The organism is Microbacterium alcoholitolerans (assembly GCF_050408615.1).
Taxonomy (GTDB): Bacteria; Actinomycetota; Actinomycetes; order Actinomycetales; family Microbacteriaceae; genus Microbacterium.
This window is the reverse complement of the sequence record NZ_JBNTKD010000001.1, coordinates 150,234-174,555: the sequence shown is the minus strand read 5'-3', so window position 1 is coordinate 174,555 and position 24,322 is coordinate 150,234. Positions and strand designations below refer to the sequence as shown.

At 68.0% G+C, this 24,322-nt stretch carries 24 protein-coding genes; 6 read left to right on the top strand and 18 right to left on the bottom strand.

Annotated elements, in window-relative coordinates:
• Positions 1 to 14: 14 nt before the first annotated feature.
• The 4 genes from proB to rplU form a co-directional block, all read right to left on the bottom strand.
• A complete protein-coding gene (gene proB / locus ACQUSX_RS00850) occupies positions 15 to 803 on the bottom strand; it encodes a glutamate 5-kinase (protein WP_428905089.1) in 789 nt (262 codons plus the stop codon).
• A complete protein-coding gene (gene obgE / locus ACQUSX_RS00845; RefSeq protein WP_428905088.1) occupies positions 800 to 2,299 on the bottom strand; it encodes a GTPase ObgE in 1,500 nt (499 codons plus the stop codon). Before obgE ends, proB begins: the two co-directional genes overlap by 4 nt.
• 85 nt (positions 2,300 to 2,384) lie before the next feature.
• Positions 2,385 to 2,642 (bottom strand): 50S ribosomal protein L27, encoded by a 258-nt coding sequence (gene rpmA / locus ACQUSX_RS00840; protein WP_428905087.1) that lies wholly within the window; start codon positions 2,640 to 2,642, stop codon positions 2,385 to 2,387.
• Between the two features lie 19 nt (positions 2,643 to 2,661).
• The gene (rplU, locus tag ACQUSX_RS00835; RefSeq protein ID WP_311255660.1) at positions 2,662 to 2,970 is read right to left on the bottom strand and encodes a 50S ribosomal protein L21; all 309 of its coding nucleotides are present in this window, start codon (positions 2,968 to 2,970) and stop codon (positions 2,662 to 2,664) included.
• A gap of 214 nt (positions 2,971 to 3,184) precedes the next feature.
• Here rplU and ACQUSX_RS00830 point away from each other — a divergent pair, with 214 nt between their 5' ends.
• Complete coding sequence (locus ACQUSX_RS00830; protein ID WP_428905086.1) at positions 3,185 to 3,451, top strand: DUF4031 domain-containing protein; 267 nt, start codon at positions 3,185 to 3,187, stop codon at positions 3,449 to 3,451.
• On the opposite strand, the gene ACQUSX_RS00825 is transcribed toward ACQUSX_RS00830, so the two are convergent.
• Positions 3,416 to 5,830 carry an Rne/Rng family ribonuclease gene (locus ACQUSX_RS00825; protein WP_428905085.1) on the bottom strand — a complete coding sequence of 805 codons (2,415 nt, stop codon included), beginning with the start codon at positions 5,828 to 5,830 and terminating at the stop codon, positions 3,416 to 3,418. The two genes, ACQUSX_RS00830 and ACQUSX_RS00825, sit on opposite strands and share 36 nt — an antisense overlap.
• A 267-nt stretch (positions 5,831 to 6,097) precedes the next feature.
• Between ACQUSX_RS00825 and ACQUSX_RS00820 the strand changes: the two genes are divergently transcribed.
• On the top strand, positions 6,098 to 6,709 hold the full coding sequence (locus ACQUSX_RS00820) for a vitamin K epoxide reductase family protein (RefSeq protein ID WP_428905084.1): 612 nt from the start codon (positions 6,098 to 6,100) through the stop codon (positions 6,707 to 6,709).
• Positions 6,710 to 6,849: 140 nt separating this feature from the next.
• Here the strand turns inward: ACQUSX_RS00820 and ndk are convergent, their stop codons facing one another.
• The 9 genes from ndk to ACQUSX_RS00775 all read right to left on the bottom strand — a co-directional run bounded on the left by ndk (position 6,850) and on the right by ACQUSX_RS00775 (position 16,508).
• A complete protein-coding gene (ndk, locus tag ACQUSX_RS00815) occupies positions 6,850 to 7,263 on the bottom strand; it encodes a nucleoside-diphosphate kinase (RefSeq protein ID WP_428905083.1) in 414 nt (137 codons plus the stop codon).
• Between the two features lies 1 nt (position 7,264).
• Entirely contained in the window at positions 7,265 to 7,663 is a 399-nt protein-coding gene (locus ACQUSX_RS00810) for a DUF4233 domain-containing protein (RefSeq protein WP_428905082.1), read from the bottom strand.
• Positions 7,660 to 9,015, bottom strand: a complete 1,356-nt coding sequence (locus ACQUSX_RS00805; RefSeq protein ID WP_428905081.1) for a bifunctional folylpolyglutamate synthase/dihydrofolate synthase — start codon at positions 9,013 to 9,015, stop codon at positions 7,660 to 7,662. Before ACQUSX_RS00805 ends, ACQUSX_RS00810 begins: the two co-directional genes overlap by 4 nt.
• Positions 9,008 to 12,367: an isoleucine--tRNA ligase gene (ileS, locus tag ACQUSX_RS00800; RefSeq protein WP_428905080.1), complete on the bottom strand. Its 3,360-nt coding sequence runs from the start codon at positions 12,365 to 12,367 to the stop codon at positions 9,008 to 9,010. The genes ACQUSX_RS00805 and ileS overlap by 8 nt, the downstream gene beginning before the upstream one ends.
• Positions 12,368 to 12,611: 244 nt before the next feature.
• Positions 12,612 to 13,337 carry a VOC family protein gene (locus ACQUSX_RS00795; RefSeq protein ID WP_428905079.1) on the bottom strand — a complete coding sequence of 242 codons (726 nt, stop codon included), beginning with the start codon at positions 13,335 to 13,337 and terminating at the stop codon, positions 12,612 to 12,614.
• The gene (locus ACQUSX_RS00790) at positions 13,334 to 13,486 is read right to left on the bottom strand and encodes a ribbon-helix-helix domain-containing protein (RefSeq protein WP_428905078.1); all 153 of its coding nucleotides are present in this window, start codon (positions 13,484 to 13,486) and stop codon (positions 13,334 to 13,336) included. Before ACQUSX_RS00790 ends, ACQUSX_RS00795 begins: the two co-directional genes overlap by 4 nt.
• A gap of 47 nt (positions 13,487 to 13,533) precedes the next feature.
• Positions 13,534 to 14,475, bottom strand: a complete 942-nt coding sequence (locus ACQUSX_RS00785) for an ArsA family ATPase (protein WP_428905077.1) — start codon at positions 14,473 to 14,475, stop codon at positions 13,534 to 13,536.
• Positions 14,476 to 14,492: 17 nt separating this feature from the next.
• Complete coding sequence (locus ACQUSX_RS00780) at positions 14,493 to 14,777, bottom strand: cory-CC-star protein (RefSeq protein ID WP_428905076.1); 285 nt, start codon at positions 14,775 to 14,777, stop codon at positions 14,493 to 14,495.
• Between the two features lie 3 nt (positions 14,778 to 14,780).
• Positions 14,781 to 16,508 carry a carbon starvation CstA family protein gene (locus ACQUSX_RS00775; RefSeq protein WP_428905075.1) on the bottom strand — a complete coding sequence of 576 codons (1,728 nt, stop codon included), beginning with the start codon at positions 16,506 to 16,508 and terminating at the stop codon, positions 14,781 to 14,783.
• A 111-nt stretch (positions 16,509 to 16,619) separates the two neighbouring features.
• On the opposite strand from ACQUSX_RS00775, the gene ACQUSX_RS00770 reads away from it, so the two are divergent.
• From ACQUSX_RS00770 to ACQUSX_RS00760, 3 genes are all read left to right on the top strand, one after another.
• A complete protein-coding gene (locus tag ACQUSX_RS00770) occupies positions 16,620 to 17,270 on the top strand; it encodes a pentapeptide repeat-containing protein (RefSeq protein WP_428905074.1) in 651 nt (216 codons plus the stop codon).
• Between the two features lie 91 nt (positions 17,271 to 17,361).
• Entirely contained in the window at positions 17,362 to 19,953 is a 2,592-nt protein-coding gene (gene valS, locus ACQUSX_RS00765; protein ID WP_428905073.1) for a valine--tRNA ligase, read from the top strand.
• On the top strand, positions 19,953 to 20,183 hold the full coding sequence (locus ACQUSX_RS00760) for a hypothetical protein (RefSeq protein WP_428905072.1): 231 nt from the start codon (positions 19,953 to 19,955) through the stop codon (positions 20,181 to 20,183). The genes valS and ACQUSX_RS00760 overlap by 1 nt, the downstream gene beginning before the upstream one ends.
• Before the next feature lie 25 nt (positions 20,184 to 20,208).
• Here ACQUSX_RS00760 and ACQUSX_RS00755 read toward each other — a convergent pair whose 3' ends face one another.
• The 4 genes from ACQUSX_RS00755 to tdh form a co-directional block, all read right to left on the bottom strand.
• On the bottom strand, positions 20,209 to 20,427 hold the full coding sequence (locus ACQUSX_RS00755; RefSeq protein ID WP_428905071.1) for a hypothetical protein: 219 nt from the start codon (positions 20,425 to 20,427) through the stop codon (positions 20,209 to 20,211).
• Positions 20,424 to 21,026: an ArsR/SmtB family transcription factor gene (locus ACQUSX_RS00750; protein WP_428905070.1), complete on the bottom strand. Its 603-nt coding sequence runs from the start codon at positions 21,024 to 21,026 to the stop codon at positions 20,424 to 20,426. Before ACQUSX_RS00750 ends, ACQUSX_RS00755 begins: the two co-directional genes overlap by 4 nt.
• Positions 21,027 to 21,092: 66 nt before the next feature.
• A complete protein-coding gene (locus ACQUSX_RS00745) occupies positions 21,093 to 22,271 on the bottom strand; it encodes a glycine C-acetyltransferase (RefSeq protein WP_428905069.1) in 1,179 nt (392 codons plus the stop codon).
• A complete protein-coding gene (gene tdh / locus ACQUSX_RS00740; protein ID WP_428905068.1) occupies positions 22,271 to 23,314 on the bottom strand; it encodes an L-threonine 3-dehydrogenase in 1,044 nt (347 codons plus the stop codon). Before tdh ends, ACQUSX_RS00745 begins: the two co-directional genes overlap by 1 nt.
• Positions 23,315 to 23,401: 87 nt before the next feature.
• Here tdh and ACQUSX_RS00735 point away from each other — a divergent pair, with 87 nt between their 5' ends.
• Entirely contained in the window at positions 23,402 to 24,310 is a 909-nt protein-coding gene (locus ACQUSX_RS00735) for a LysR family transcriptional regulator (protein ID WP_428905067.1), read from the top strand.
• The last annotated feature ends 12 nt before the right edge of the window (positions 24,311 to 24,322 follow it).

The window sequence follows — 24,322 nt, the reverse complement described above, 5'->3', positions numbered from 1 at the left end:
TGACGACCTGGCGGTCAGCCCTGGGCGGCGGGCTCGAACCAGGTGCCGATGTGGGCGCCGTCGAGCGCCTTGCCGACGAGGTCGGCGCTCGTGACGAGCACGCCGATGCCCGTGCCGGCAGCCATGCGCGCCGCGGAGACCTTGGTCGCCGCTCCCCCGGTGCCGACGCTGTTGACGACGGATGCCCCGAACTCGAGGCCCGCCAGATCCGCGTCCGCGGGGACGACGTCGATGGGCTGGGCATCCGGGTCGGTCGGCGGCTTGGTGTACAGCGATTCGACGTCGCTCAGCAGCACGAGCGCGTCCGCATGCACGAGCTGTGCGACGAGCGCCGCCAGGCGGTCGTTGTCGCCGAAGCGGATCTCCTGCGTGGCGACGGTGTCGTTCTCGTTCACGATCGGCAGGATGCGCAGCGCGAGCAGGCGGTCCATGGCGCGACGCGCGTTGCTGCGCGACGTCGGATTCTCTAGGTCACCCGTGGTCAGCAGCACCTGGCCGGCGACGATGCCGAACGGCCGAAGCGCCTCCTGGTAGCGGAACACGAGCACGTTCTGACCGACGGCCGCGGCGGCCTGCTGCGTCGCGAGGTCGTTGGGTCGCGCTTCGAGTGCCAGGTACGGGATGCCGGTGGCGATCGCACCCGACGAGACCAGGATGACCTCGGTGCCGCGCCGGTGCGCGGCGGAGAGCGCCTGCACGATCATCGGAATCCGCCACGACGATTCGCCGCTGATCGACGACGAGCCGACCTTGACCACGATGCGAGTGGCGGACGCGAGGTCCGCTCTGGTCTGGGTCGTCATTCCTCGCCCTCGCGGGAGGCTCGACGCTGGATCTCGAGCTCCTCGCGGGCGGCAGCCTTGGCATCCATTCGCTCGTGGTAGCGCTCACGACGCTCGCTGGTCGTGCGCCGGCTGCCACCGCCGATGCGGACGTCCGTGCCTCGCGGCGAGGTCATCAGCTCTGCGGTGGATGCGATCGAGGGCTCCCAGTCGAAGACGACGCTGTTGTCGCCGGTGCCGATGACGACGGTCGACCCGGGCGTGGCGCCCGCCTTGAACAGTGCGTCCTCGACGCCCAGGCGCTCGAGTCGGTCACCGAGGTAGCCGACGGCTTCCTCGTTCTGGAAGTCGGTCTGCTGCACCCAGCGCACGGGCTTCTCGCCGAGCACGCGGTAGATGTTGCCGTACGTGCCACCCTCGACCTTGATCGTGAACTCGGTCCTGGAGCCCTTCGGGCGGATGACGATCCGCTCCGCGGGAACCTCGACGGCGGCCTCGGCACGGTGGGTGTCGACGAGCTCACCGAGTGCGAAGCTGAGGGGACGCAGACCTTCGCGCGAGACGGTGGAGATCTCGAACACGCGGAAGCCGCGCGCCTCGATGTCGGCGCGCACCATCTCGGCCAACTCGCGCGCTTCGGGAACGTCGATCTTGTTCAGCGCGACCAGCTGCGGGCGCTCGAGCAGAGGCGTCTGGCCCTCAGGCACCTCGTAGGCGGCGAGCTCGGCGAGGATCACATCGAGATCGGAGAGCGGATCGCGCCCAGGCTCGAGGGTCGCGCAGTCCAGCACGTGCAGCAGCGCGCTGCAGCGCTCGACGTGGCGGAGGAACTCGAGTCCGAGCCCGCGGCCCTCACTGGCGCCCTCGATGAGACCGGGCACGTCCGCGACCGTGTACCGGCTGTCGCCGGCCTGGACGACGCCCAGGTTCGGGTGCAGCGTCGTGAACGGGTAGTCGGCGATCTTCGGCCGTGCCGCCGACATCGCGGCGATCAGACTCGACTTGCCGGCGGACGGGTAGCCGACCAGCGCCACGTCGGCGACGGTCTTCAGCTCGAGGACGATGGATCCCTCGTCGCCGGGCGTGCCCAGCAGCGCGAACCCCGGGGCCTTGCGCTTCGGCGAGGCGAGAGCCGCGTTGCCGAGTCCGCCGCGGCCGCCTGCGGCGATCACGTAGCGTTCACCCGGCGTGATCATGTCGTGCAGGACTTCGCCGTCGGTGGATTTCACGACGGTTCCGAGCGGCACGGGAAGGTCGAGTGTCTCGCCGGCGGCGCCGGCACGCAGGTCGCCCATGCCGAACCCGCCGTTGCCACCGGTGCGGTGCGGCGAGTGGTGGTACGACAGCAGCGTCGTGACCTGTGGGTCGGCGACAAGGACGATGTCCCCGCCGTCTCCGCCGTTGCCGCCGTCCGGACCCCCGAGGGGCTTGAACTTCTCACGGCGCACTGAGACGCAGCCGTTGCCGCCCTTGCCCGCGCGCAGATGCAGAGTGACGGTGTCTACGAAAGTGACCATGACTCTCCTCCTCGGGTCCTGTCGAACGTGGTTATACGCGGAAAGGGCGAGCCGAAGCCCGCCCCGTCCGTGAAGTCTGCTGTGCTTACTGCGCGGCAGCGACGATGTTGACGACCTTGCGGCCGCCCTTCGTGCCGAACTGCACTGCGCCCGACTCGAGCGCGAACAGCGTGTCGTCGCCTCCACGGCCGACACCCGCACCGGGGTGGAAGTGCGTGCCGCGCTGACGGACGAGGATCTCGCCGGCGTTGACGGTCTGACCGCCGAAGCGCTTCACGCCGAGTCGCTGTGCGTTGGAGTCACGACCGTTGCGGGTCGAGCTCGCGCCCTTCTTATGTGCCATGTCTGAGCCTCTTCCGTGCTTACTTGATGCCGGTGATCTTGACGCGCGTGAGCTCCTGACGGTGGCCCTGACGCTTCTTGTAACCGGTCTTGTTCTTGTACTTCTGGATGACGATCTTCGGGCCGCGGAGGTCGCCGAGGACCTCTGCCGTGACCTTGACCTTCGCCAGCTTGTCTGCGTCGGTGGTCACCGTGGCGCCGTCGACGAGAAGCACGGCGGGAAGCTCGATCTTCTCACCCTGGTCAGCCTGAACACGGTCGAGCTGAACGATCGTACCGACCTCGACCTTCTCCTGCCGGCCACCGGCGCGCACTACTGCGTAAACCACTTCATACCTGTTTCGTTGGGGAGCGGATCGCTCCGGGAATCTCACGGGAAGACTGTTGCTTGCGTACGTCGCCCGAGCGACGGGTGCGGACGCAAGACTTCTCCTGCAACCGTAGAACGCCGACAGGGGTCTCGCACCAAAGGACAACTTTACCGGATGCTGCCCGATGCCGCAAAGTGAGCCGGGAGGTGTGTCTCACGCCTAGGCTCGCCTCATGACCGTTCTCGTCGATGACGCCGTCTGGCCCGCCCACGGGCGTCTGTGGGCGCACCTCATCAGCGACGACAGCCTGGAGGAGCTGCACGCCTTCGCTGCCGCCCAGGGCATCTCCCGGCGCGCGTTCGACCGAGATCACTACGACGTCCCCGCGGACATCCTCCCGGCGCTCCTCGCCGCCGGTGCTGAGCACGTGGGCGGCAAGGAGCTCACCAGAAGGCTGATCAGATCAGGACTCCGAGTTCGCGCCCGAGACCGGCGCTGAGTCGGACGTCTGCGACGAGCTGCTCGCCTGCCCTGCGCCCGCGGCCTGCTCTGAGCCTGTGGAAGGTTCGGATGCCGTCGGCGTGAGCATGGCCGTCGTCACCCGACGACGGTTGCGGCCCTGACCGGGCGCCTTGGGCTCCGGAAGCGCGTCGAGCACGGAGTCGAGCAGCTGCTCGGCCTCACTCTTCGGTCCCTTGCGCTCGGCGCTGCGCTTCTTGCGCGACTTCTTCGGACGGTCGTGGGCCTGCGGCGCCTCGACCGGCTCAGCGGCGGCCTCCGGTGCCGGGGCATCCCCGACCGGTGCGATGGTGGACGCCGCGATCGCCGCGAGGGCGGACTTGGCCCCCTCGGTGATGCTGTGCGTGCCGCCGTTGGCCGTGGTGGGCTGCGACGAGTTCTGACCCGACTGCTGCTGCGACTGCGAGGACCCGCCGCGCGAGCGTCGGCCCTGGTTGCCGGACTGCCCGTTGCCGCGGTGCTTGACCACCGGGTCGTGGTGCACGATCACACCGCGTCCTGCGCAGACCTCGCACGCCTCGCTGAAGGTCTCGAGCAGACCGAGGCCCAGCTTCTTGCGTGTCATCTGCACGAGACCGAGCGAGGTGACCTCGGCGACCTGGTGCTTGGTGCGGTCGCGGCTCAGGCACTCCACCAGACGGCGCAGCACCAGATCGCGGTTCGACTCGAGCACCATGTCGATGAAGTCGACGACGATGATGCCGCCGATGTCGCGCAGACGCAGCTGACGGACGATCTCCTCGGCCGCCTCGAGGTTGTTCTTGGTGACCGTCTCCTCGAGGTTGCCGCCGGAGCCGACGAACTTGCCGGTGTTGACGTCGACGACCGTCATCGCCTCGGTGCGGTCGATCACGAGCGATCCGCCGGAGGGCAGCCAGACCTTGCGGTCCAGAGCCTTCTCGATCTGCTCGGTGATGCGGTACGCGTCGAAGGGGTCGACTTCGTCGGTGTACGTCTCGACGCGCTCGAGCAGATCGGGCGCAACGCTTTCGAGGTACGCGCGGATGGTGCTGTGCGCGTCGTCGCCCTGGATCGTCATCCGCGTGAAGTCCTCGTTGAAGACGTCGCGGACGATCTTCACGAGGAGGTCGGGCTCGGCGTGCAGCAGGGCGGGAGCCTGCTGGGACTCGACCTGCTTCTGGATGTGCTCCCACTGCGAGGTGAGTCGCTGCACGTCGCGCGTCAGCTGCTCCTCGGTGGCGCCCTCTGCCGCCGTGCGCACGATCACGCCGGACGACTCGGGCAGCACCTCCTTGAGAATGCGCTTGAGTCGAGCGCGCTCGTTGTCAGGCAGCTTGCGGGAGATGCCGTTCATGGATCCACCGGGCACGTACACCAGGTAGCGGCCTGGCAGGGAGATCTGGCTGGTGAGGCGTGCGCCCTTGTGACCGACCGGATCCTTGGTCACCTGCACGAGCACGCGGTCGCCCGGCTTGAGCGCCAATTCGATGCGACGTGGCTGATTGCCGGTGGCGACGCCGTCCCAGTCGACCTCGCCGGAGTACAGCACGGCGTTGCGGCCGCGACCGATGTCGACGAACGCCGCCTCCATGCTGGGCAGCACGTTCTGCACGCGCCCCAGGTAGACGTTGCCAATCAGAGAGGCATCCTGGTTGCGGGCGACGTAGTGCTCGACGAGCACCTTGTCCTCGAGCACTCCGATCTGCGTGCGGCCGTTCTTGGCGCGCACGACCATCATGCGATCGACCGACTCGCGTCGGGCGAGGAACTCCGCCTCGGTCACGACCGCGCGGCGGCGACCGGCGTCGCGGCCGTCCCGGCGACGCTGCTTCTTGGCCTCCAAGCGGGTCGAGCCCTTGATCGCCTTCGGCTCGGTGATGTACTCGACAGTGCGCTGGCGCTGACGAGGCTCGTCCTGGCCGTCGCCGTCGGAACCGCGTCGGCGCCGGCCTCCGCGACGCGAACCGGGGCCGCGGTCGTCATCATCGTCGTCGTCATCGCGCCGCGAGTGCGCCGGGAGCGGCACGATCTCGGGCGCGTAGAAGTGCAGCTGCGTGGATACCTTCGAGACGAACACCTCGGGAAGCAGACCGAGGCTCACTGCGGTGACCGGTTTCGGCTCTTCGGGCTCGACCGGGGCCTCGGGCTTAGCCGGGGTCTCAGGTTCGACCGGGGCTTCAGGCTCAGCCGGGGCCTCGGGCTCGACCGGGGCTTCAGGCTCGGCCGCGGCCTCCGCGGCCGCGTCCTCCTGCGGAGCGTCCGCAACCGCGGCATCCGGATCAGCCGGGGCTTCCTGCGTCTGGTCGACGGGCTCCGTGACCGGAGCGTCCTCGACTACCGGCGGCGCCGGCGTCGTGTCGAGGGTAGGGGTGGTCTTGTCATCGTTCTCATCGGCCATCTCTGGCTTACTCCCTGCGCGGGCACTGGTGCTCCGCGGAAACTCGAGCGGCGAAACTGCGGCCGCGAACTCAATCGGCTTGCGATCCGCACTGTGGCCGGACCGCTAGGGGCATTCGGCCCCGAAGTCTTGTCGATTCGATCACGATTGCTCATGACGTCGTCTTCAGTCATTATCGCACCTCGAGGGCCCGTCCGCGGCATCCGACCTCAGGCGCGCGGGTCGCACTGATACGCAACCCATAGACGCCACTGCCATAATCACGCCATGAACACGCAGCGCCCCCGGCACCTCGGCTACGGAATCTGGCTCGTCGTCGCGAGCGTTCTGGGGTGGTGGGCCGCCTTTCAGCTGACCCTGGAGAAGTTCTTCCTGCTGGAGAATCCCGGCGGCCAGACCAGCTGCTACGTCAGCGTGATGCTGCAGTGCGACAAGAACCTCGGCTCGTGGCAGGGCGAGGTCTTCGGCTTCTCGAATCCGATCATCGGGCTCACGGGCTGGATGGCGGTGCTCGTGATGGGCGTGGCGGTTCTGGGCGGCGTGCGGTTCCCGCGGTGGTTCTGGGGCTTGTTCGGGCTCGGCGTGACCGGCGCGTTCGTTTTCGTGTGCTGGCTGATCTTCCAGAGCATCTACAGCCTCTCGGTGCTGTGTCCCTGGTGCATGGCCACGTGGGCCGTGACCATCCCGACCTTCTTCGCCACCGTGGTGCATCTGCTCCGCAACGGAACCCTCACGAAGTCCGCCGCGGTCCGCCGGCGTGCCGATCGGACGATGGTGTGGGTGCCGCTGGCGACCATCGTCGCTTATGCGATCATCGTCGCAATGGCGCAGCTGGCCGGCCTCGACCTGCTCGGCGAGGTCATGGACATGCTGTTCTGAGCCCATCCCGTCAACAGGAAGGGGGGCGTCCCGCAGGACGCCCCCTTCTGTCACGGGTTCAGGTTTCGACTCGCTGACGCTCGCTCAACCTTGACACGAGCCCGCATCAACGCGGCTTCGCCGCATTGCTCCGGGCCGTGTCAAAACCAGATGCCGAGTTCGCGCGCGGCGGACTCGGGGCTGTCCGAGCCGTGCACGAGGTTCTGCTGCACCGCCAGACCCCAGTCTCGCCCGAGGTCGCCGCGGATCGTGCCGGGGGCGGCCGACGTCGGGTCGGTCGTGCCGGCCAGCGAGCGGAACCCCTCGATGACGCGGTTGCCGGCGAGGCGGATCGCCACGGACGGCCCCGACATCATGAACTCGAGCAGCGGCTCGTAGAACGGCTTGCCCTCGTGCTCGGCGTAGTGGGCGGCAAGACGGTCGCGGTCGGGCTCGACGAGGCGCAGGTCGACGAGGGCATACCCCTTCGCCTCGATGCGGGCGAGGATCTGTCCGGTCAGGCCGCGGGCGACGCCGTCGGGCTTGACGAGGACGAGGGTTTCTTCAGTGGCCATGTCATTCGCTCTCTGTGTGAGGTTCTGCCGGCGAGCCCGCCGGACCGTTTCGGTCGATGCGGGCCCCACCGATCGTCGCATACCCCCACATGGCTCCGAAAATCAGCGCGACGGCGATGATGGCGGGCACCAGGAACGCGGCCAGGGCGATCACGCCCTGAAGCGCCCATCCGGCGGCGAAGGCCCATGGCTTGGTGATGGAGCCGGCGACGACGATCAGTGCGAGCGCGACGACCGCGCCGCCGACGATGCCCCACCACGGCGGGATGCTCTCGGGAACCGCACGGAGTCCGTAGACCGTGAGACCGGCGAGAATGACGACGATCGCCTCCGAGCCGAGCACGATCGAGCCGAGCTTCTGTGCCAGGGTGCGCGCGGGTCGGGCCGTGCGGGCGCTCATGCGCGCCACCCCGACTTCCAGTCCTCGTCTTCGGAGAGCAGCAGCGCCTCACCGGCCAAGACGATCGATCCGGCGATCACGACCGCACGGCGATCCGACGATGCCGCCCATTCGCGTGCGGCATCCGCGGCCTCGGCGAGGGTCGGATGCACGGTGGCACGGCGCCCCTGCGCCTCGACGATGTCAGCGATGGCATCCGCCGACTCGGAGCGGTCGGAGTCGGGAGCCGTAGCGAACACCTCGGTCACGGCCGGCAGCAGCTGGTCGACGATTCCCGCGGCGTCCTTGTCGGCGAACACGCCGAGCACCAGACCCCATTCGTCGAAGTCGAAGCTGTCGTCCAGCGAGCGGGCGAGCGCTGCGGCCCCGTGCGGGTTGTGCGCGGCATCCACCACAACGGTCGGAGCGATGCCGACCAGCTGAAGGCGACCTGGCGATGTGGCGTTCTGCAGACCGTCGGCGAGGATGTCGCCGGCGATGCGCTGAGAGCCGCCGCCGATCAGCGACTCGACGGCGGCGACGGCGAGCGCCGCGTTGTGCCCCTGGTGGGCGCCGTACTGCGGCACGTACTCGTCGGCGTACTCGCCGGCGATGCCCTTGATCGTCAGCAGCTGACCGCCGACCGCGAGCTTCTGCGCCGCGAGGCCGAAGTCCTGGCCTTCGAACGCGATGCTCGCGCCCCTGTCTGCTGCGACCCGGCGCAGCACCTCGGCGACCTCGGCCTGCTGCTCGGACGACACGACGGCCGCGCCGTCCTTGATGATGCCGGCCTTGACCTCGGCGATCTCTGCGAGGGTCTCCCCCAGTCGGTCTGCGTGATCCATGTCGATCGGGGCGAACACCGCCACATCGCCGTCGGCGGTGTTGGTCGAATCCCAGGACCCGCCCATGCCGACCTCGAGCACCAGCACGTCGACTGGGGCATCCGACGCCGCGACGAACGCGAGCACGGTCAGGAGCTCGAAGAAGGTCAGCGGCGCATCGCCCGCAGCCTCCAGCTCGGCGTCGACAATGCCGACGAACGGCTCGATCTCATCCCAGGCGTCGGCGACAGCCGCATCCGCGATCGGCTCGCCGTCGATCATGATGCGCTCGGTGAAGCGCTTCAGGTGCGGGCTGGTGAACAGTCCCGTTCGCAGCCCGTGCGAGCGCAGCAGGCTCTCGATCATCCGGGCGGTGGAGGTCTTGCCGTTCGTGCCCGTGATGTGCACGACCCGATAGGTGCGCTGCGGGTCGTCGAGCAGCGTCAGGATGCGCGCGGTGCGCTCCTTGCGGGGCTGCACCCAGCGCTCCCCCGCCCGAGAGAGCAGCTTCTCGTAGACAGCGTCGGCGCGCTGGACGTCGTCACTCATCGTTCTCTCCGATCCGGCTGACGCCGACGGTGATGGCGCCGGTGTTCGCGTACGTCCCCGCAGCGACCACCGACTCGAACTCCGGCTCGCCGGTGATGTCACCCGACGCTGCATGCTCCGCGACTCCCGAGCGCACAGCGTAGGCGAGGGCGAGCGTCTCATCCGCGACGCCGGCGGCACCGAAGGCGGATGCGACGGCTGCCGCCTCGACGTCGTCGGCAAAGGTGAGCGCGAGTCGGATGCGATCGCTGACGTCGAAGCCGGCGTTCTTCCTGGTGTCCTGCACAGCGCGGATCACGTCTCGCGCGAGACCCTCGGCCTCGAGGTCAGGCGTTGTGGCGGTGTCGAGCAGCATGAATCCGCCGGATGGCACGAGCGCGAGCGCCTCGCCCTCGGGGCGACCGGAGGTCTCGAGCACGAGCTCGTACTCCTGCGGCTCCAGAGCGATGCCGTCGGCGGTGACCACGCCGTCCTGCTCGGTCCAGAATCCTTCCTTGGCGGCGCGGATGACCTTCTGCACCTCCTTGCCCAGGCGCGGTCCCGCGGCGCGGGCGTTCACGCTGAGCCGGTGGCTGATGCCGTACTCGGCAGCGGCCGTGTCGGTCAGCTGCACCAGTTCTACAGCCTTGACGTTGAGCTCCTCGCGCAGGATGCCCTCGAACTGGGCGAGATCCGCCGCGAGCGGCGACACCACGGTGAGGCGTGCCAACGGCAGGCGCACCCGCAGCTTCTCCTTCTTGCGCAGCGCGTTGCCCACGCTGCTGAGCTCGCGCACGGCATCCATGGCGCCGCGCACATCATCGGCGGACGGGAATGCGTCGGCATCCGGCCAGTCCGTCAGGTGCACGCTGCGCCCACCCGTCAGCCCCTGCCAGATGCGCTCGCTGATCAGCGGCACCAGCGGCGCCGCGACCCGCGTGAGGGTCTCGAGCACCGTGTAGAGCGTGTCGAACGCGTTAGTGCTTGTGCCCTCCCAGAACCGGTCACGGGAGCGCCGGATGTACCAGTTGGTGAGCACCTCGGCGAACTCGCGAAGACGAGCGGATGCCGTCGTCGAGTCCAGACCTTCGAGGTCTGCGCGCACCTCGCGGACGAGATCGCCGAGACGGGCCAGGATGTACCTGTCGAGCACGTCGGTGGAGTCCGTGCGCCACGTCGCCTCATAGCCGTCGGACGCATTGGCGTAGGTGGCGAAGAAGTACCAGGAGTTCCACAGCGGGAGCAGGAACTCGCGCACGCCGGCGCGGATCCCCTCCTCTGTCACGGCGAGGTTGCCGCCGCGCAGCACCGAGCTCGACATGAGGAACCAGCGCATGGCATCCGATCCGTCTCGGTCGAGCACCTCGCTGACGTCCGGGTAGTTGCGCAGCGACTTCGACATCTTGTAGCCGTCGGAGCCCAGCACGATGCCGTGGCAGCTGACGCCGGTGAACGCCGGGCGGTCGAACAGTGCCGTGGAGAGCACGTGCATGACGTAGAACCAGCCGCGGGTCTGCCCGATGTACTCGACGATGAAGTCCGCCGGCGAATGCGAGTCGAACCACTCCTGGTTCTCGAACGGGTAGTGCACCTGGGCGTAGGGCATGGAGCCCGAGTCGAACCAGACGTCGAAGACGTCCTCGATGCGGCGCATGGTGCTCTTGCCGGTCGGGTCGTCAGGGTTCGGCCGGGTCAGGTCATCGATGTACGGGCGGTGCAGGTCGACCTCGCCCTCGGGGTTGCGCGGCAGCGTGCCGAAGTCGCGCTCGAGCTCCTCGAGTGAGCCGTACGCGTCCACGCGCGGGTGCTCGGGGTCGTCGCTCTTCCAGATCGGGATCGGCGAGCCCCAGTAGCGGTTGCGACTGATCGACCAGTCGCGGGCGCCTTCGAGCCACTTGCCGAACTGTCCGTGCTTGACGTTCTCCGGTACCCAGGTGATCTGCTCGTTGTTCGCGAGCAGGTCGTCCTTGATGTCGGTGACCCGGATGAACCAGCTCGACACGGCCTTGTAGATCAGAGGGTTGCGGCAGCGCCAGCAATGGGGGTACGAGTGCTCATAGCTCTGCTCTCGCAGCATCCGACCGGCGGCGCGCAGCAGCCGCACCAGCGGCGTGTTCGCCTCCATCCACAGTTCGCCCGCGACATCGGTCACGGCCTGCAGGAACCGGCCGCCGTCGTCGAGGGAGATGATCGTCGGGATACCCGCGGCGTTCGTGACCCGCTGGTCGTCCTCACCATACGCTGGCGCCTGGTGCACGATGCCGGTGCCGTCCGAGGTCGTGACGTAGTCGTCGACGAGGATGCGCCAGGCGTTCTCGGTGCCCCACGTCTCGGCATCCGCGTAGTAGTCGAACAGGCGATCGTAGGTGACGTCCTCGAGCTCGGCACCGCGCAGGGTCTGCTCAACGGCGGCGAGCGCGTCGTCGGGCGACTCGTAGCCGAGGTCCTTGGCATAACCGCCCAGCAGCTCACGCGCGAGCAGATAGCGGTGCGCGGCGCTCTCGGCGACGTCGTCTCCCGCGACGATGTCGGCGGCACCGTTCGGGCCCGCCGGGACGACGACGTACTCGATCGCAGGTCCCACGACGAGCGCGAGGTTGGTCGGCAGCGTCCAGGGCGTGGTCGTCCAGGCGAGCGCGCGCACGGCCGTGAGGCCGAGCGATTCGGCCTTGGCGCCCGTGAGCGGGAAGGTGACGGTGACGGAGGGATCCTGACGCATCTGGTAGACGTCGTCGTCCATGCGCAGCTCGTGCGCGCTCAGCGGGGTCTCATCGCGCCAGCAGTACGGCAGCACGCGGTAGCCCTCATAGGCCAGACCCTTGTCGTACAGGGTCTTGAACGCCCACAGCACGCTCTCCATGTAGCCGAGATCGAGTGTCTTGTAGCCGCGATCGAAATCGACCCAGCGCGCCTGACGGGTGACGTAATCCTGCCATTCGCGCGTGTAGGTCAGCACCGAATCGCGCGCCTTCGTGTTGAAGACATCGATGCCCATAGCCTCGATCTCGCTCTTCTCGGTGATGCCGAGCTGCTTCATCGCCTCGAGCTCGGCAGGCAGTCCGTGCGTATCCCACCCGAACACGCGATCGACCTTCTTGCCGATCATGGTCTGGAAGCGCGGGAAGACGTCCTTGGCGTACCCGGTGAGCAGATGACCGTAGTGCGGCAGGCCGTTGGCGAAGGGCGGACCGTCGTAGAAGACCCACTCGTCGGCACCCTCACGCTGCGAGATCGACGCGCGGAAGGTGTCGTCGTTCTTCCAGAACTCGAGGATCTCCTGCTCGATCTCGGGGAAACGCGGACTCGGGGTGACGGCAGCCGGGCCGAAGGCGCTCTGGCTTCCTGAGGCGGCGGAGGTGCGCGGGTAGGTCATCGTCTCTCGCAGTGTTCGTTGGCGGATGCTGCTGCAGGGACGATCTGCTCGTGCGCGGACCGCGGTACCACCCTGCGTGCTCGGGCATGAAACCTGCCGGTCACGAGCCGAACCACTCTCACTGCGGCGATGACGGGCCTGCCCCGCTCGGTTCTAGTTCCTCTGACGCGCTCGCCCTGAGCTTGTCGAAGGGTTCTTCCGAGAGCTCCCCGGTGATGGCCGGATCACAGCTGGTCGCACCAGTCTACGCGCCTTCTTCGTGCTCTGCGGCGACCCTGCGGTAGCCGTACAGGTCTTCCTGTACGCCGTTGATCCAGACCTCGGGTTCCGTGATGTGAACGGTGCGACCATAGGCCTCGTCGATGACGGATGCTGCGAAGCCGGCATCCGTCAATCGCGCGGCGAGCGCGTCGAGGTCGCCGTGCGCGAGCAGGCTCAGGCCGATGCCCGCTTCTGCTCCTTCGCTGCGACCGGATGCCGTGTGGACGCCGACCGATCCTCCGCCGTCCGCGTGCATCTCGACCCATCCGCTTCGGTCCGCCACGATCTCGGCGCGGAGTCCGAGCGCTTCGAGTAACTCTCGTGCTTCCGCGATATCGTCCTGGAACCAGATCGGCTGCATCACGATGTCGCCTGCACTGCGGCGAGCGCCGGCGGAGACGGTGAGGGCGACTCCGGATGCAGCCCGCACGGTGAGCATGTCCCCCACGCCCGCCATCGCGCTGCGTATCACGTCGCGGCCGATCAGTGCGCGCTCGGCGGCATCCAGGTCGTCGACGAGCAGGTGCAGGTCGGTCGTGCCCTCGCGCTGCTCCGCGGTCTCGGCGTGGACGGCGAGCACTCCGCCGCCTTCGAACTCTGCCCACTCCGGCTCTGGCGGGAACGGTGCGAACAGCCCGAGCGCCTCGGCCAGCGCGTGCCAGCGCTGCGGATGCCCCGCGTAGACGATCTGCTGCACGGTCACATTCATGACGCCGCTCCGTCCAGATACTCCCGCAGGGCGCGCTCGACGAGCGATGAGAGGCTGGATTCCTCGTCGATTGCGCGGTGCTTCACAGCGCGCACCAGCTCCTGGGGCAGGTAGACGTTGAACTGCACCTTCGACTCGCTTGACGGCATGCTAGCAATCTACCATGCCTGCCTTGGCGCTGACAGAATCGTCTTCGTCAGAGGGCTGGGACCAGGACATCGGCCAGGCGCTCGAGAGCATCCGATCCGGTCAGCTCCCCTGGCATGAGAGGCACTTCGACCAGGCCGACGCCGCGCACTCGATCGCGCACGATCGACATCTGAGCATCTTCGTCGGCTCGCCGTGCGCGCAGCACATCGCCGTCGTCTGCGGGCGACCGGCGGTTCGCGATCAGAGCCGCCACGTCGACATGCATGGCGCGGAGGCTCTCGACGACCTCGAGCGTCTCTGCGACCGGCAGCGCCTCCGCGGTGAACACCACGACGAAGCCGGTCTGCTTCGGGTCGACGATCGCCTGCTGCAACGCGTCGAATCGATCCCGGCGCAGCTGCAGCGCGCGCTTCAGGTCCCCCTGCGCCGCTGCCTCCGGATCATCGCGTCCGGTCAGGCCGCGCATCGCGGCCGAGAAGCGCTCCGAGCGGTCGCGATTGCGCAGCAGCGTGTCGGTCCATCCGGCGAGCTGCCCGGGCAGCGCCAGCAGTCGCAGCGTATGACCAGACGGAGCCGTGTCGAAGATGACTGCGTCGTACTCGCCCCTACCCCGTTCGGCGAGCTCAGCGATCCGTTCCAGCACAGCCGATTCGTGACTGCCGGGGGCGTCGCGTGCACGATCCAGGTGCGCTCTCGCTGGGGCGTGCTGACGCTCTGGCAGCAGCCGCAGCATCGTCCGCTCCACGGCCGCCAGGTGACGCTCGATCGTCGCCTGCGGATCGATCTCCACGCCGTCGAGGTGCCCGTGCTCGAACTCGATGAGCCGTCGCGGCTCGTCACCGACCTCGCGACGCCACAGGTGACCGAGGTTGTGCGCCGGGTCGGTCGAGACCACGAGCACCTTCTCGCCGGCGCGCGCCCGCGAGAGAGCGATGGCGGATGCCAGTGACGTCTTGCCCACACCGCCCTTCCCCCCGACGAACAGCATCCGATGACGAAGGGCGTCTAGCAGCATGTCACGTGGTCCAGTGGGGAACGGGGCATGCCCATGCGGCGATGCCAGTCGTGGAAGTCGGTTGCGAGCAGCGGCATCAGCTCGGCACTGTAATACGCGGCAGGATCCGGCACGCCCAGCGCCTCGCCGAGCACGATCATGGCGAACAGGTCGTCCTCATCTCGCCGCTCCCGTGCGAGGGTCTGCCGGTAGGGGCCCGCGTAGTACTCCTCGAGCCCCTGCCGGATGGCGGTCCAGCGCCGTCGCAGACGCTGGACCGCCTCGGTGTCGAACATCGATCAGACCTCTTCGCGAACCGCCTGCAGTTCGGCGTCCTCGTTCTCGTGCTCCGGCGGAGCCGTCGCCGCCTTGCGCATCGCGATGACCGCCTCGACCGCCACCCACACGCTGGAGGCGATGATGATGACATCGAGCGCGAACAGCAGCCAATCCGGCTGTGCGGGGTTGGCGAATGCGGCGAGCTGCTCGATCGCCGCCCAGAACGAAAGCGCGAACACCAGCACCAGCGGGATCATCGCCGGGAGCGGGTTGCGACGCTTGCGGATCAGCATCACCGCGATGATCGACAGCGTCAGGGATGCCATCAACTGGTTGGTCGTGCCGAACAGCGGCCAGATGCGAAGACCACCGTCGCCGCCGAGCCCCTGCGAGAACGTCAGTCCGAGCCCGACGACCACGACGATGATCGTCGCCGGGAGCTTGGTGATGCGCAGCTTGACCGAGTCGCCGATCTCCTGCACGACGAACCGCAGCAGGCGCATGCCGGTGTCCATGGTGGTCGCTGCGAACAGCACCGCCATCGTGGCCAGCACCGTGGCGCTCAGCGACGCCGGCAGTCCGAGACCGGCCTCCATGATCGCGCCGCCGCCCTGCACGAATGCCGTCACACCGCCGGCGCCGAATGCGCTGTACACGCTCTCCCACTCGGCTACCGTGCGGAAGCCCGCGATGACGGCGAGGATCGTGCCGAGCGAGAGCAGGCCCTCACCGACGGCTCCGAAGTAGCCCACGAAGCGGGCGTCGGGCTCCTTGTCGAGCTGCTTCGAGCTGGTGCCGGACGACACCATGCCGTGGAAGCCCGAGATCGCGCCGCAGGCGATGGTCACGAACAGCAGCGGCACCATGCTCGGCGTGCCCTCGGGCACGGCCGTGTTGATCGCCGGCGCCACGATCTCGAGCCCGTCCGCCGAGAACAGCGTCGCGGTGAGCACCGACCCGAACAGCAGGATGAGACCCACGAACAGCTGGACGCCGTTGATGTAGTCGCGCGGCTGCAGCAGCACCCACACCGGCAGCAGCGAGGCGATCGCGCCGTAGATGAACAGGGCGAGGATCCAGAAGGTCGCAGGTCCCATACCCAGGAAGTCATCCGGCAGCACGACCGGAACCTGATCCCCGAGCACGATCAGTCCGTACAGCGCCGTGACGCCGACGATGGTCACCCACAGCAGCGGCCAGCGCAGCCGGTACACCGCGACGCCCACCAGCAGCGCCACGAGGATCGCACCCCACGTGGGGATCACCGCGCTCGGCGTGCTGATCAGCAGGTTCTTGATCACCACGGCGAAAGCCGCGATCACCATCAGCAGCAGCAGGAAGATGACCACCAGGAACAGGCTGGCACCGCGCTTGCCGATGTAGCGCTCCGAGAGCGCGCCGATCGAACGACCCTTGTTGCGGTTCGACGCCCAGAGCGCGCCGAGGTCGTGCATGCCCGCGAAGAACACGGTTCCGATCGTGACCCACAGGAAGGCGGGCACCCAGCCCCAGATCACGGCGATCGCGGGACCTACGATCGGAGCAGCGCCGGCCACCGACGTGAAGTGGTGTCCCCAAAGGATGAATTTGTTGGTGGGGACGTAGTCGACGCCGTCGTTCAGCTCGTGGGCGGGGGTCTTGAACGCGGGATCGAGTTTGAACACGCGCCTGGACAGATATCGGGAGTAGAAGATGTACCCGGCGGCGAAGATGGCCAGCCCAATGAGCATCAGAAGGACAGGGGACATGGGAGCTCTTCCTTTCCTGCGGCGACGTCATCGTCACCGCCGCCTCCACGCTAGCAAGTCTGAGAGATCGCTGATAGTTTCCACGTCGGCGGGTGGCGATATTCTCACCGCATGGCTCGCACCGCGGACTCGCTCATCGCCCCTCGCATCTCGCCGCCGGATCTGCCGGATGTCCTCGGCACGGCCGCCCCGACGCGCGCGGCCGACCTGCTGGCCGTCGAGCTCGCGCTGCACGGAGACGCCGATCTGGCGCACTCGTCGCTCGAGCAGTGCCGGATGAGCGCCGACGCCGACTCCGTCGACCTCACCGGTTCGACGCTGATGGATGTCGAGATGGACGCGCCACGCGTCGCGTCGATGACGATGCGGGATGCGACGATCCGCCGTCTTCGAATCATCGGCGGCCGGATCGGGACGCTCGATCTGAGCAGTGCGCGCATCGCCGAACTCGAACTCGCCGACGTCCGCATCGACTACCTCTCCTTCGGCGGAGCACGCGGCGAGGACGTCCTGGTGCGCGACTGCGCACTGCGCAGCCTCGACATGCCGCAGGCCGAGCTCACGCGCCTGCGCTTCGAGAACTGCCGCGCCGGCGAGGTCGACCCGCGCGGCATGCGCGCGACGCACGTCGACCTGCGCGGCCTGGATGCGGAGGCGTTCCTCGATGTGAACAGCCTTCGCGGCGTGACCATGTCGCCGTTCCAGGTGCAGCTGCTCGCTCCCGTGATGGCGGCCGGCCTCGGCATCCGACTGCTCGACTGAGCGGGCGATCGCCCGCGCCGGTAGACTGGGCCGACACACCACACTCAGGCACGCTCACACAGTGCCGCACACATCGCTCGAGGAGACCTTCATGTCCAGCATTCCTGACAAGCCCGCACTCGAAGGTCTCGAAGCGAAGTGGGGTGAGCGCTGGTCCGAACAGGGGACGTTCCTGTTCGATCGCACAGGCGCCGCGGCATCCGGACGCGACGGTGTCTACTCGATCGACACTCCTCCGCCGACGGCCTCCGGCAGCCTGCACATCGGCCATGTGTTCTCGTACACGCACACCGACGTCAAGGCGCGCTTCGAGCGCATGCGCGGAAAGAGCGTCTTCTACCCGATGGGCTGGGACGACAACGGCCTGCCCACCGAGCGCCGCGTGCAGAACTACTACGGCGTCCGCTGCGACCCCTCTCTCCCGTACGACCCGGAGTTCACTCCCCCGTTCGAGGGCGGCAGCAACAAGTCGTCCCGGGCTGCGGACCAGCTGCCGATCAGCCGCCGCAACTTCATCGAGCTGTGCGAGAAGCTCACCGTCGAGGACGAGAAGCAGTTCGAGGCGCTGTTTCGTCAGCTCGGGCTGAGCGTCGACTGGACGCAGACGTATCGCACGATCTCCGACGACACGATCCGTCAGAGCCAGCTCGCCTTCCTGCGCGGGCTGGAGCGCGGCGAGGCGTATCAGTCGCTCGCGCCGACGCTGTGGGACATCGACTTCCGCTCCGCGATCGCGCAGGCCGAGCTCGAGGATCGCGAGCAGCAGGCGGCGTACCACACCATCGAGTTCCCGTTCGCGGACGGCTCAGGCTCGATCGCGGTCGACACGACCCGTCCCGAGCTGCTCCCGGCGTGCATCGCGATCGTGACGCATCCCGACGGGCCGCACAAGCACCTGATCGGCACGAAGGTGCGCACGCCGTTCTTCGGCGCCGAGATCGAGATCCACGGTCACCACCTCGCGCAGCCTGACAAGGGCACCGGCGCCGCGATGGTCTGCACCTTCGGCGACGTGACCGACATCGTGTGGTGGCGCGAGCTGCGCACGACGGCCGGCGACTCCCTGCCGAACATGACGACCATCGGACTCGACGGCCGGTTCCTGCCCGACGCCCCCGAGATGGTGGCAGACGCGCACGCGCGCGACTGGTACGCGGAGAGCGTCGGCGGCAAGACCGTGTTCAGTGCGCGCAAGGCGATCGTCGAGAAGCTGCAGGAGACCGGCGACATGACGGCGGTCGGCAAGCCGTTCAACCACGCGGTGAAGTTCTTCGAGAAGGGCGACCGCCCGCTCGAGATCGTCTCGACGCGGCAATGGTACATCCGCAACGGCGCGCGTGATCAGGATCTGCGCGACGAGCTGCTGAAGAACGGACGCGACGTCGCCTGGCATCCCGAGTTCATGCGCGTGCGCTACGAGAACTGGGTGGGCGGGCTGACCGGCGATTGGCTGGTTTCGCGCCAGCGCTTCTTCGGCGTGCCGATCCCCGTCTGGTACGGGCTGGACGAGAACGGCGAGCGCGACTACGACCGCGTGATCACTCCTTCGCACGACGTTCTGCCGATCGACCCGACCAGCGACGTGCCGGCCGGCTACACGGCGGAGCAGCGCGGCGTGCCCGGCGGGTTCGAGGCCGAGCAGGACATCTTCGACACCTGGGCCACCTCGTCGCTCACGCCCCAGCTGGCCGGCGGATGGCAGCGCGACGAGGAGCTGTGGAACCTCGTCGCACCGTTCGACGTGCGCCCGCAGGGCCAGGACATCATCCGCACCTGGCTGTTCTCGACCATGCTGCGCTCGACCCTCGAGGACTCCCGCGCTCCGTGGCGCAACGCCGCGATCTCGGGCTTCATCGTGGATCCCGACCGCAAGAAGATGTCGAAGTCGAAGGGCAACGTCGTCACCCCCGCGGACATCCTCGACAAGCACGGCTCGGACGCGGTGCGCTACTGGTCGGCTTCCAGCCGCCTTGGCATGGATGCCGCCTTCGACCCGCAGAACCCGACGCAGGTGAAGATCGGCCGCCGCCTGGCGATCAAGATCCTCAACGCCGCGAAGTTCGTGCTGTCCTTCCCCGTTCCCGAGGGCGCGCACGTGACCCACGCGCTGGATGCCTCGATGCTCACCGCCCTCGACGCGGTTGTGCGCGAAGCGACCAAGGCGTTCGAGAACTACGACCAGGCGAAGGCGCTCGAGGTGACGGAGGCCTTCTTCTGGACGTTCTGCGACGACTACCTCGAACTCGTCAAGGAGCGCGCCTACGATCAGACCGACCTCGGGCAGGCATCCGCCGCGCTCGCACTGCGTCTCGCGCTTTCCACTCTGCTGCGCCTGCTCGCGCCGATCGTGTCGTTCGCGACCGAAGAGGCCTGGTCGTGGTTCGAGGAGGGCTCGATCCACACGGCATCGTGGCCGGTGCCCCTCGGCATCGAGGGCGACACCGCCGTGCTGGCCGCCGCCAGCGAGGCGCTGATCGGCATCCGCCGGGCGAAGACCGAGGCCAAGGCCTCGCAGAAGACGCCGGTGGCCCGCGCGACGATTGCCGCTCCGGCGCAGAAGGTCGAGGCGCTGCGCGCGGCAGCCGATGATCTGCGCGCAGTCGGCCGCATCGCCGAGCTCGATTTCGCGGATGCCGACGAGCTGAGCGTCACGGCGATCGAGCTCGTCCCGGTGGAGAGCTGATGCAGCTCGGCACGCGGTGGGCGAAAGGCGCGCGTCCGCCGGCATCCGTGCCGGCGGAGCTTCACGCCGCGATCTCCGAGGTTGAGGCGGATGAGTCCGTCAGCACATCGCAGGGCGGACACTGGACGCTCACCTGGCTCGAGGGCCGCCCTCTCGCAGAACTGGATCTCGGCTGGGAGGTGCTGATCACCGCATCCGGTGACGTCATCGCCCGCCCCTTCGAGGACTGACTCTCGCGCCACGCGGAACGTGCGATCAGCGCCGAGGCAGACCGAGCTGCGCCAGGGCGTGCTCGATCGCGCGAGGGTCGTGCTTGCGTGCTTGCTGCTCGCGGAGCATGTCGAGGGCGATCTCACGACGCTCGGCGCGCACGGCACTGCGGCGTGCGACGAACGCGGTGATCGCGTCGGCGATGCGCAGCAGCGAGCGCTCGATGATCGTCGGTGCGGCGATGTGCAGTGTGGCGGCGGTCATGAATCCTCCTCGGGGGTGTTGGCGGTCGTCGGGAGATCGAACAGGTCGAGGCGCAGTGTGACGCGACGGGTGCTCGCGGACTTCTGCCCGCGGTAGCGCTCGACCGCGGCATCGACGACGTCGAGCACTTCCTGCCTGAGTGCGGTCATCTGCTCGATGGTGATGTCGAAGTTCGTCGAGACGATGAGGCTCGCGTCGCGCCAGGGATCGGATGCGGCATCGTTCGGCCGGTTCAGATACTCGAGCAGCGTCTCATGCCTGCGTGCGAAGAACTCGGCGTTCACGATCTGCGAGGCGGCGCGCTCTGCGGCGGATGTCGCGTCGCTCGGTGCCGGCAGATTGACCCGACCCTTTGGACGCTCCCACCAGCGCTCTCGTCCCGTGCCCTTGCCGGGAACCTCGCGGATGAGATCGTGCGCGGCGAGCGCTCGCAGGTGATAGCTGGTGGAGCCAGAGGTCTCGCCGATCAGCGATGCGAGCGTGCTTGCCGTCTGAGCGCCTCGCTCACTGAGCAGGTCATAGATGCGCACCCGCAGCGGGTGCGCGAGTGCCTTCAGCGCGCCTGCGTCGAGGGTGCGTCCCGCTTCGTGGTTCGTCATGCATGCAAAGATACCCTTGCAAAGAAATCTTTGCAAGCAGTCCTTTGCAAAAAGATCTCTGCGGTTTCAGCTCACTGCGGCGCGGGCCGCGACGAAGGCCGCGACGCACCGCTCGACCTGCTCGGGCGTGTGTGCCGCCGACAGCTGCACGCGGATGCGCGCACGTCCGCGCGGCACGACGGGGAAGCTGAACGCGGTCACGTAGACGCCCTCCCGTTGCATCTCGTCGGCGATCCGCGCGGTCAGTGCTGCGTCGCCGAACATGACGGGCACGATGGGGTGCTCCCCCGGCAGCAGTTCGAATCCCTCTGCCGCCATCAGATCGCGGAACAGCGCGGCGTTCGCGCGCAGTCGTGCACGCAGCGCGCCGGACCCCTCGACCAGGTCGAGCGCCGTCAGCGTGCCGGCGACGATCGATGGTGCGAGAGTGTTCGAGAAGAGGTAGGGGCGCGAGCGCTGACGCAGCAGCGCGACGATGTCGCGGTGCGCGGCCACGTACCCGCCGGACGCCCCGCCGAGCGCCTTCCCGAATGTGCCGGTGTAGATGTCGACGCGCCCTTCCACGCCGCACAGCTCGGGCGTGCCCCGCCCGTTCTCCCCCACGAAGCCGACCGCGTGCGAGTCATCGACGAAGACGAGCGCGCCATAGCGCTCGGCGAGGTCGCAGATCTTCTGCAGGGGCGCGATGTACCCGTCCATGGAGAAGACGCCGTCGGTGACGATGACGCGAAATCGCGCGTCGGATGCCGACTTCAGCTGCTCCTCGAGATCGGACATGTCGCGATTGCGGTAGCGAAGGCGGCGGGCCTTCGACAGTCGGATGCCGTCGATGATGGATGCGTGGTTCAGCTCATCCGAGATGATGGCGTCCTCGGCCGAGAACAGCGTCTCGAACACCCCGCCGTTCGCGTCGAAGCAGGAGGAGTACAGGATGGCGTCTTCCGTGCCGAGGAAGGCGGCGAGGCGTCGCTCAAGTTCGAGGTGCTGGTCCTGCGTGCCGCAGATGAACCGGACGCTCGCGAGACCGTAGCCCCAGTCGTCGAGAGCACGCTTCGCGGCCGCCAGGATGCGCGGGTCGTCGGCGAGGCCCAGGTAGTTGTTCGCGCAGAAGTTCAGCACCCGGGTGCCGCCCGTGGTGATCTCGGCCTGCTGAGGACCGGCGATTCCGCGCTCGCGCTTGGTGAGCCCGGCCTTCTCGATCTCGGCGAGCTCGTCAGCGAGGTGGTCTTTGAATGTCGTGTACATCAGAGTTCCGTCCAGTCGAGGATGATCTTTCCCGTGCCTGCCGATTCCGCGGCCTCGAAGCCGCGCTCCCAGTCCCGGGCGGGGATGCAGTCGGCGATGACGCGGCCGATCGCGTCGCGCAGCGTCGCGCTGGTGTGCAGCATGGCCCCCATCGCGTTCCACGTCTCGAACATCTCGCGTCCGTAGATGCCCTTGATGGTGAGCATGTGGGTGACGAGCTTGCCCCAGTCGATGTCGAAACCGCTGCTGGGCAAGCCGAGCATGGCGATCTGCCCGCCGTGCTTCATGTTGTCGATCATCGCCGGCAGCGCCGTGGGCGCCCCGCTCATCTCGAAGCCGATGTCGAAGCCCTCGCGCATACCCAGGGACCTCTGCGCCTCGTGGATGTCGTGCTGCGAGACGTCGACGACCTCGTCGGCGCCCATGAGCCCCGCCATCTCGAGCCGCGGCGCGCTGACATCGGTGGCCACGATGTACCGAGCGCCCGCATGTCGTGCGACGGCGATCGACATGAGGCCGATGGGCCCGCAGCCGGTGACGAGCACGTCTTCGCCGACGACGCGATAGGTGAGCGCGGTGTGCACGGCGTTGCCGAGCGGGTCGAAGATCGCGCCGAGCTCGGGAGTGACGTCGTCATGGTGCACCCAGACGTTGGTCGCGGGCAGCGACAGGTACTCGGCGAACGCTCCATCGCGCTGCAGCCCGAGCCCGATCGTGCGGATGCACATCTGCCGACGCCCCGCGCGACAGTTGCGGCACGTGCCGCAGACGATGTGCCCCTCGCCTGAGACCCGATCGCCCACGGAGATGTCGTGCACGAGGGGGCCCACCTCGACGACCTCGCCGTAGAACTCGTGTCCGGGGATCAGCGGCGTCGAGATGGCGGAGGCAGCCCAATCGTCCCATCGACGGATGTGCAGGTCGGTGCCGCAGATGCCGGTGCGCATCACCCGGATGACCACCTCGCCGGTGCCGGCTGCCGGATCCGGCCGATCGACCAGTTCGAGACCGGCGCGCGGACCGTCTTTGAACAGCGCTTTCATACTTCGATCACACTCCACTCGATGATGAAGATCAATGCCTACATTCTGCAGCAACACTTCAGATCTGCTTCATGGTTGGATGAGAGAGTGAACCTCCAGCAGCTGCAGCTCCTGCGCGAACTCGCCGCCCTCGGCAGCGTCACCGCCGTCGCCGAGGCCCTGCGCATCTCACCCTCGGCCGTGTCGCAGCAGCTTGCCGCACTGCAGCGCGGGATCGCCACCCCGCTCACCCGCAAGCAGGGGCGCACGCTCGTGCTGACGCCCGCCGGCGAGGTGCTTGCCGAAGCAGGCGCCGATGCGCTCGACGCCATGGCGGCCGCCCGCAGCGCCGTGGACAGATTCGAGACCGCGCCCTCGGGCGTCGTCACAGTCAGCGGGTTTCTCAGCGCCGCGCAGGCGCTGTTCGGACCGCTGATCCGAGAACTCGGCACCGGTGACCACGTACCGACCGTCAGATTCACCGATGAGGACGTCGCGCAGAGCGAGTTCCCCGCTCTCACCGGACGTTACGACCTGGTCCTCGCGCACCGCATGGAGCACAGCGCCCGGTGGCCGCAGAACGGCATCCGCTCCGTGCCGCTCGCGACCGAGCCGCTCGACATCGCACTCGCGCCATCGCATCCGCTCGCGCCGCTCGCCGTGCTCACTCCTGAACAGGTCGTCGGCGAGCGCTGGGTCACGAGCCGCGCAGGCTACTCCCCCGACGACGTGCTGCGCACCATCGCCGCCGTGACGAACTCGCCGGTCGAGATCGTGCACCGGATCAACGACTACGGTGTCGCGGCGACGGTCATCGCCGCCGGCGGCGTGATCGGGATGCTGCCGCGGTACACCTCGGTCGTCGCCGACGCGACCGGCGTGGTGCGCCGCCCGCTGCTGGGTGTGAGCACGAACCGGATGATCGACGTGCTCACCAGGCCCGAGAACCTGCGCCGCCGCTCGGTGCGGCTCGTCGCAGAGGCTCTCGAGCGCGTCATGGCGACTCTGACCGGATGAAGCCGGCCCATA

What these genes read in the sequence shown, in the direction of transcription:
- tdh (WP_428905068.1), bottom strand. Translation starts at nt 23,314, where the DNA reads ATGAAAGCGCTGTTCAAAGACGGTCCGCGCGCCGGTCTCGAACTGGTC.
- ACQUSX_RS00745 (WP_428905069.1), bottom strand. Translation starts at nt 22,271, where the DNA reads ATGTACACGACATTCAAAGACCACCTCGCTGACGAGCTCGCCGAGATC.
- ACQUSX_RS00790 (WP_428905078.1), bottom strand. Translation starts at nt 13,486, where the DNA reads ATGCCGTCAAGCGAGTCGAAGGTGCAGTTCAACGTCTACCTGCCCCAG.
- ACQUSX_RS00820 (WP_428905084.1), top strand. Translation starts at nt 6,098, where the DNA reads ATGAACACGCAGCGCCCCCGGCACCTCGGCTACGGAATCTGGCTCGTC.
- ACQUSX_RS00785 (WP_428905077.1), bottom strand. Translation starts at nt 14,475, where the DNA reads ATGCTGTTCGTCGGGGGGAAGGGCGGTGTGGGCAAGACGTCACTGGCA.
- ACQUSX_RS00775 (WP_428905075.1), bottom strand. Translation starts at nt 16,508, where the DNA reads ATGTCCCCTGTCCTTCTGATGCTCATTGGGCTGGCCATCTTCGCCGCC.
- rpmA (WP_428905087.1), bottom strand. Translation starts at nt 2,642, where the DNA reads ATGGCACATAAGAAGGGCGCGAGCTCGACCCGCAACGGTCGTGACTCC.
- proB (WP_428905089.1), bottom strand. Translation starts at nt 803, where the DNA reads ATGACGACCCAGACCAGAGCGGACCTCGCGTCCGCCACTCGCATCGTG.
- ACQUSX_RS00760 (WP_428905072.1), top strand. Translation starts at nt 19,953, where the DNA reads ATGCAGCTCGGCACGCGGTGGGCGAAAGGCGCGCGTCCGCCGGCATCC.
- ACQUSX_RS00750 (WP_428905070.1), bottom strand. Translation starts at nt 21,026, where the DNA reads ATGACGAACCACGAAGCGGGACGCACCCTCGACGCAGGCGCGCTGAAG.
- ndk (WP_428905083.1), bottom strand. Translation starts at nt 7,263, where the DNA reads ATGGCCACTGAAGAAACCCTCGTCCTCGTCAAGCCCGACGGCGTCGCC.
- ACQUSX_RS00755 (WP_428905071.1), bottom strand. Translation starts at nt 20,427, where the DNA reads ATGACCGCCGCCACACTGCACATCGCCGCACCGACGATCATCGAGCGC.
- obgE (WP_428905088.1), bottom strand. Translation starts at nt 2,299, where the DNA reads ATGGTCACTTTCGTAGACACCGTCACTCTGCATCTGCGCGCGGGCAAG.
- ACQUSX_RS00830 (WP_428905086.1), top strand. Translation starts at nt 3,185, where the DNA reads ATGACCGTTCTCGTCGATGACGCCGTCTGGCCCGCCCACGGGCGTCTG.
- ileS (WP_428905080.1), bottom strand. Translation starts at nt 12,367, where the DNA reads ATGACCTACCCGCGCACCTCCGCCGCCTCAGGAAGCCAGAGCGCCTTC.
- ACQUSX_RS00780 (WP_428905076.1), bottom strand. Translation starts at nt 14,777, where the DNA reads ATGTTCGACACCGAGGCGGTCCAGCGTCTGCGACGGCGCTGGACCGCC.
- ACQUSX_RS00770 (WP_428905074.1), top strand. Translation starts at nt 16,620, where the DNA reads ATGGCTCGCACCGCGGACTCGCTCATCGCCCCTCGCATCTCGCCGCCG.
- ACQUSX_RS00810 (WP_428905082.1), bottom strand. Translation starts at nt 7,663, where the DNA reads ATGAGCGCCCGCACGGCCCGACCCGCGCGCACCCTGGCACAGAAGCTC.
- ACQUSX_RS00795 (WP_428905079.1), bottom strand. Translation starts at nt 13,337, where the DNA reads ATGAATGTGACCGTGCAGCAGATCGTCTACGCGGGGCATCCGCAGCGC.
- ACQUSX_RS00805 (WP_428905081.1), bottom strand. Translation starts at nt 9,015, where the DNA reads ATGAGTGACGACGTCCAGCGCGCCGACGCTGTCTACGAGAAGCTGCTC.
- valS (WP_428905073.1), top strand. Translation starts at nt 17,362, where the DNA reads ATGTCCAGCATTCCTGACAAGCCCGCACTCGAAGGTCTCGAAGCGAAG.
- ACQUSX_RS00825 (WP_428905085.1), bottom strand. Translation starts at nt 5,830, where the DNA reads ATGGCCGATGAGAACGATGACAAGACCACCCCTACCCTCGACACGACG.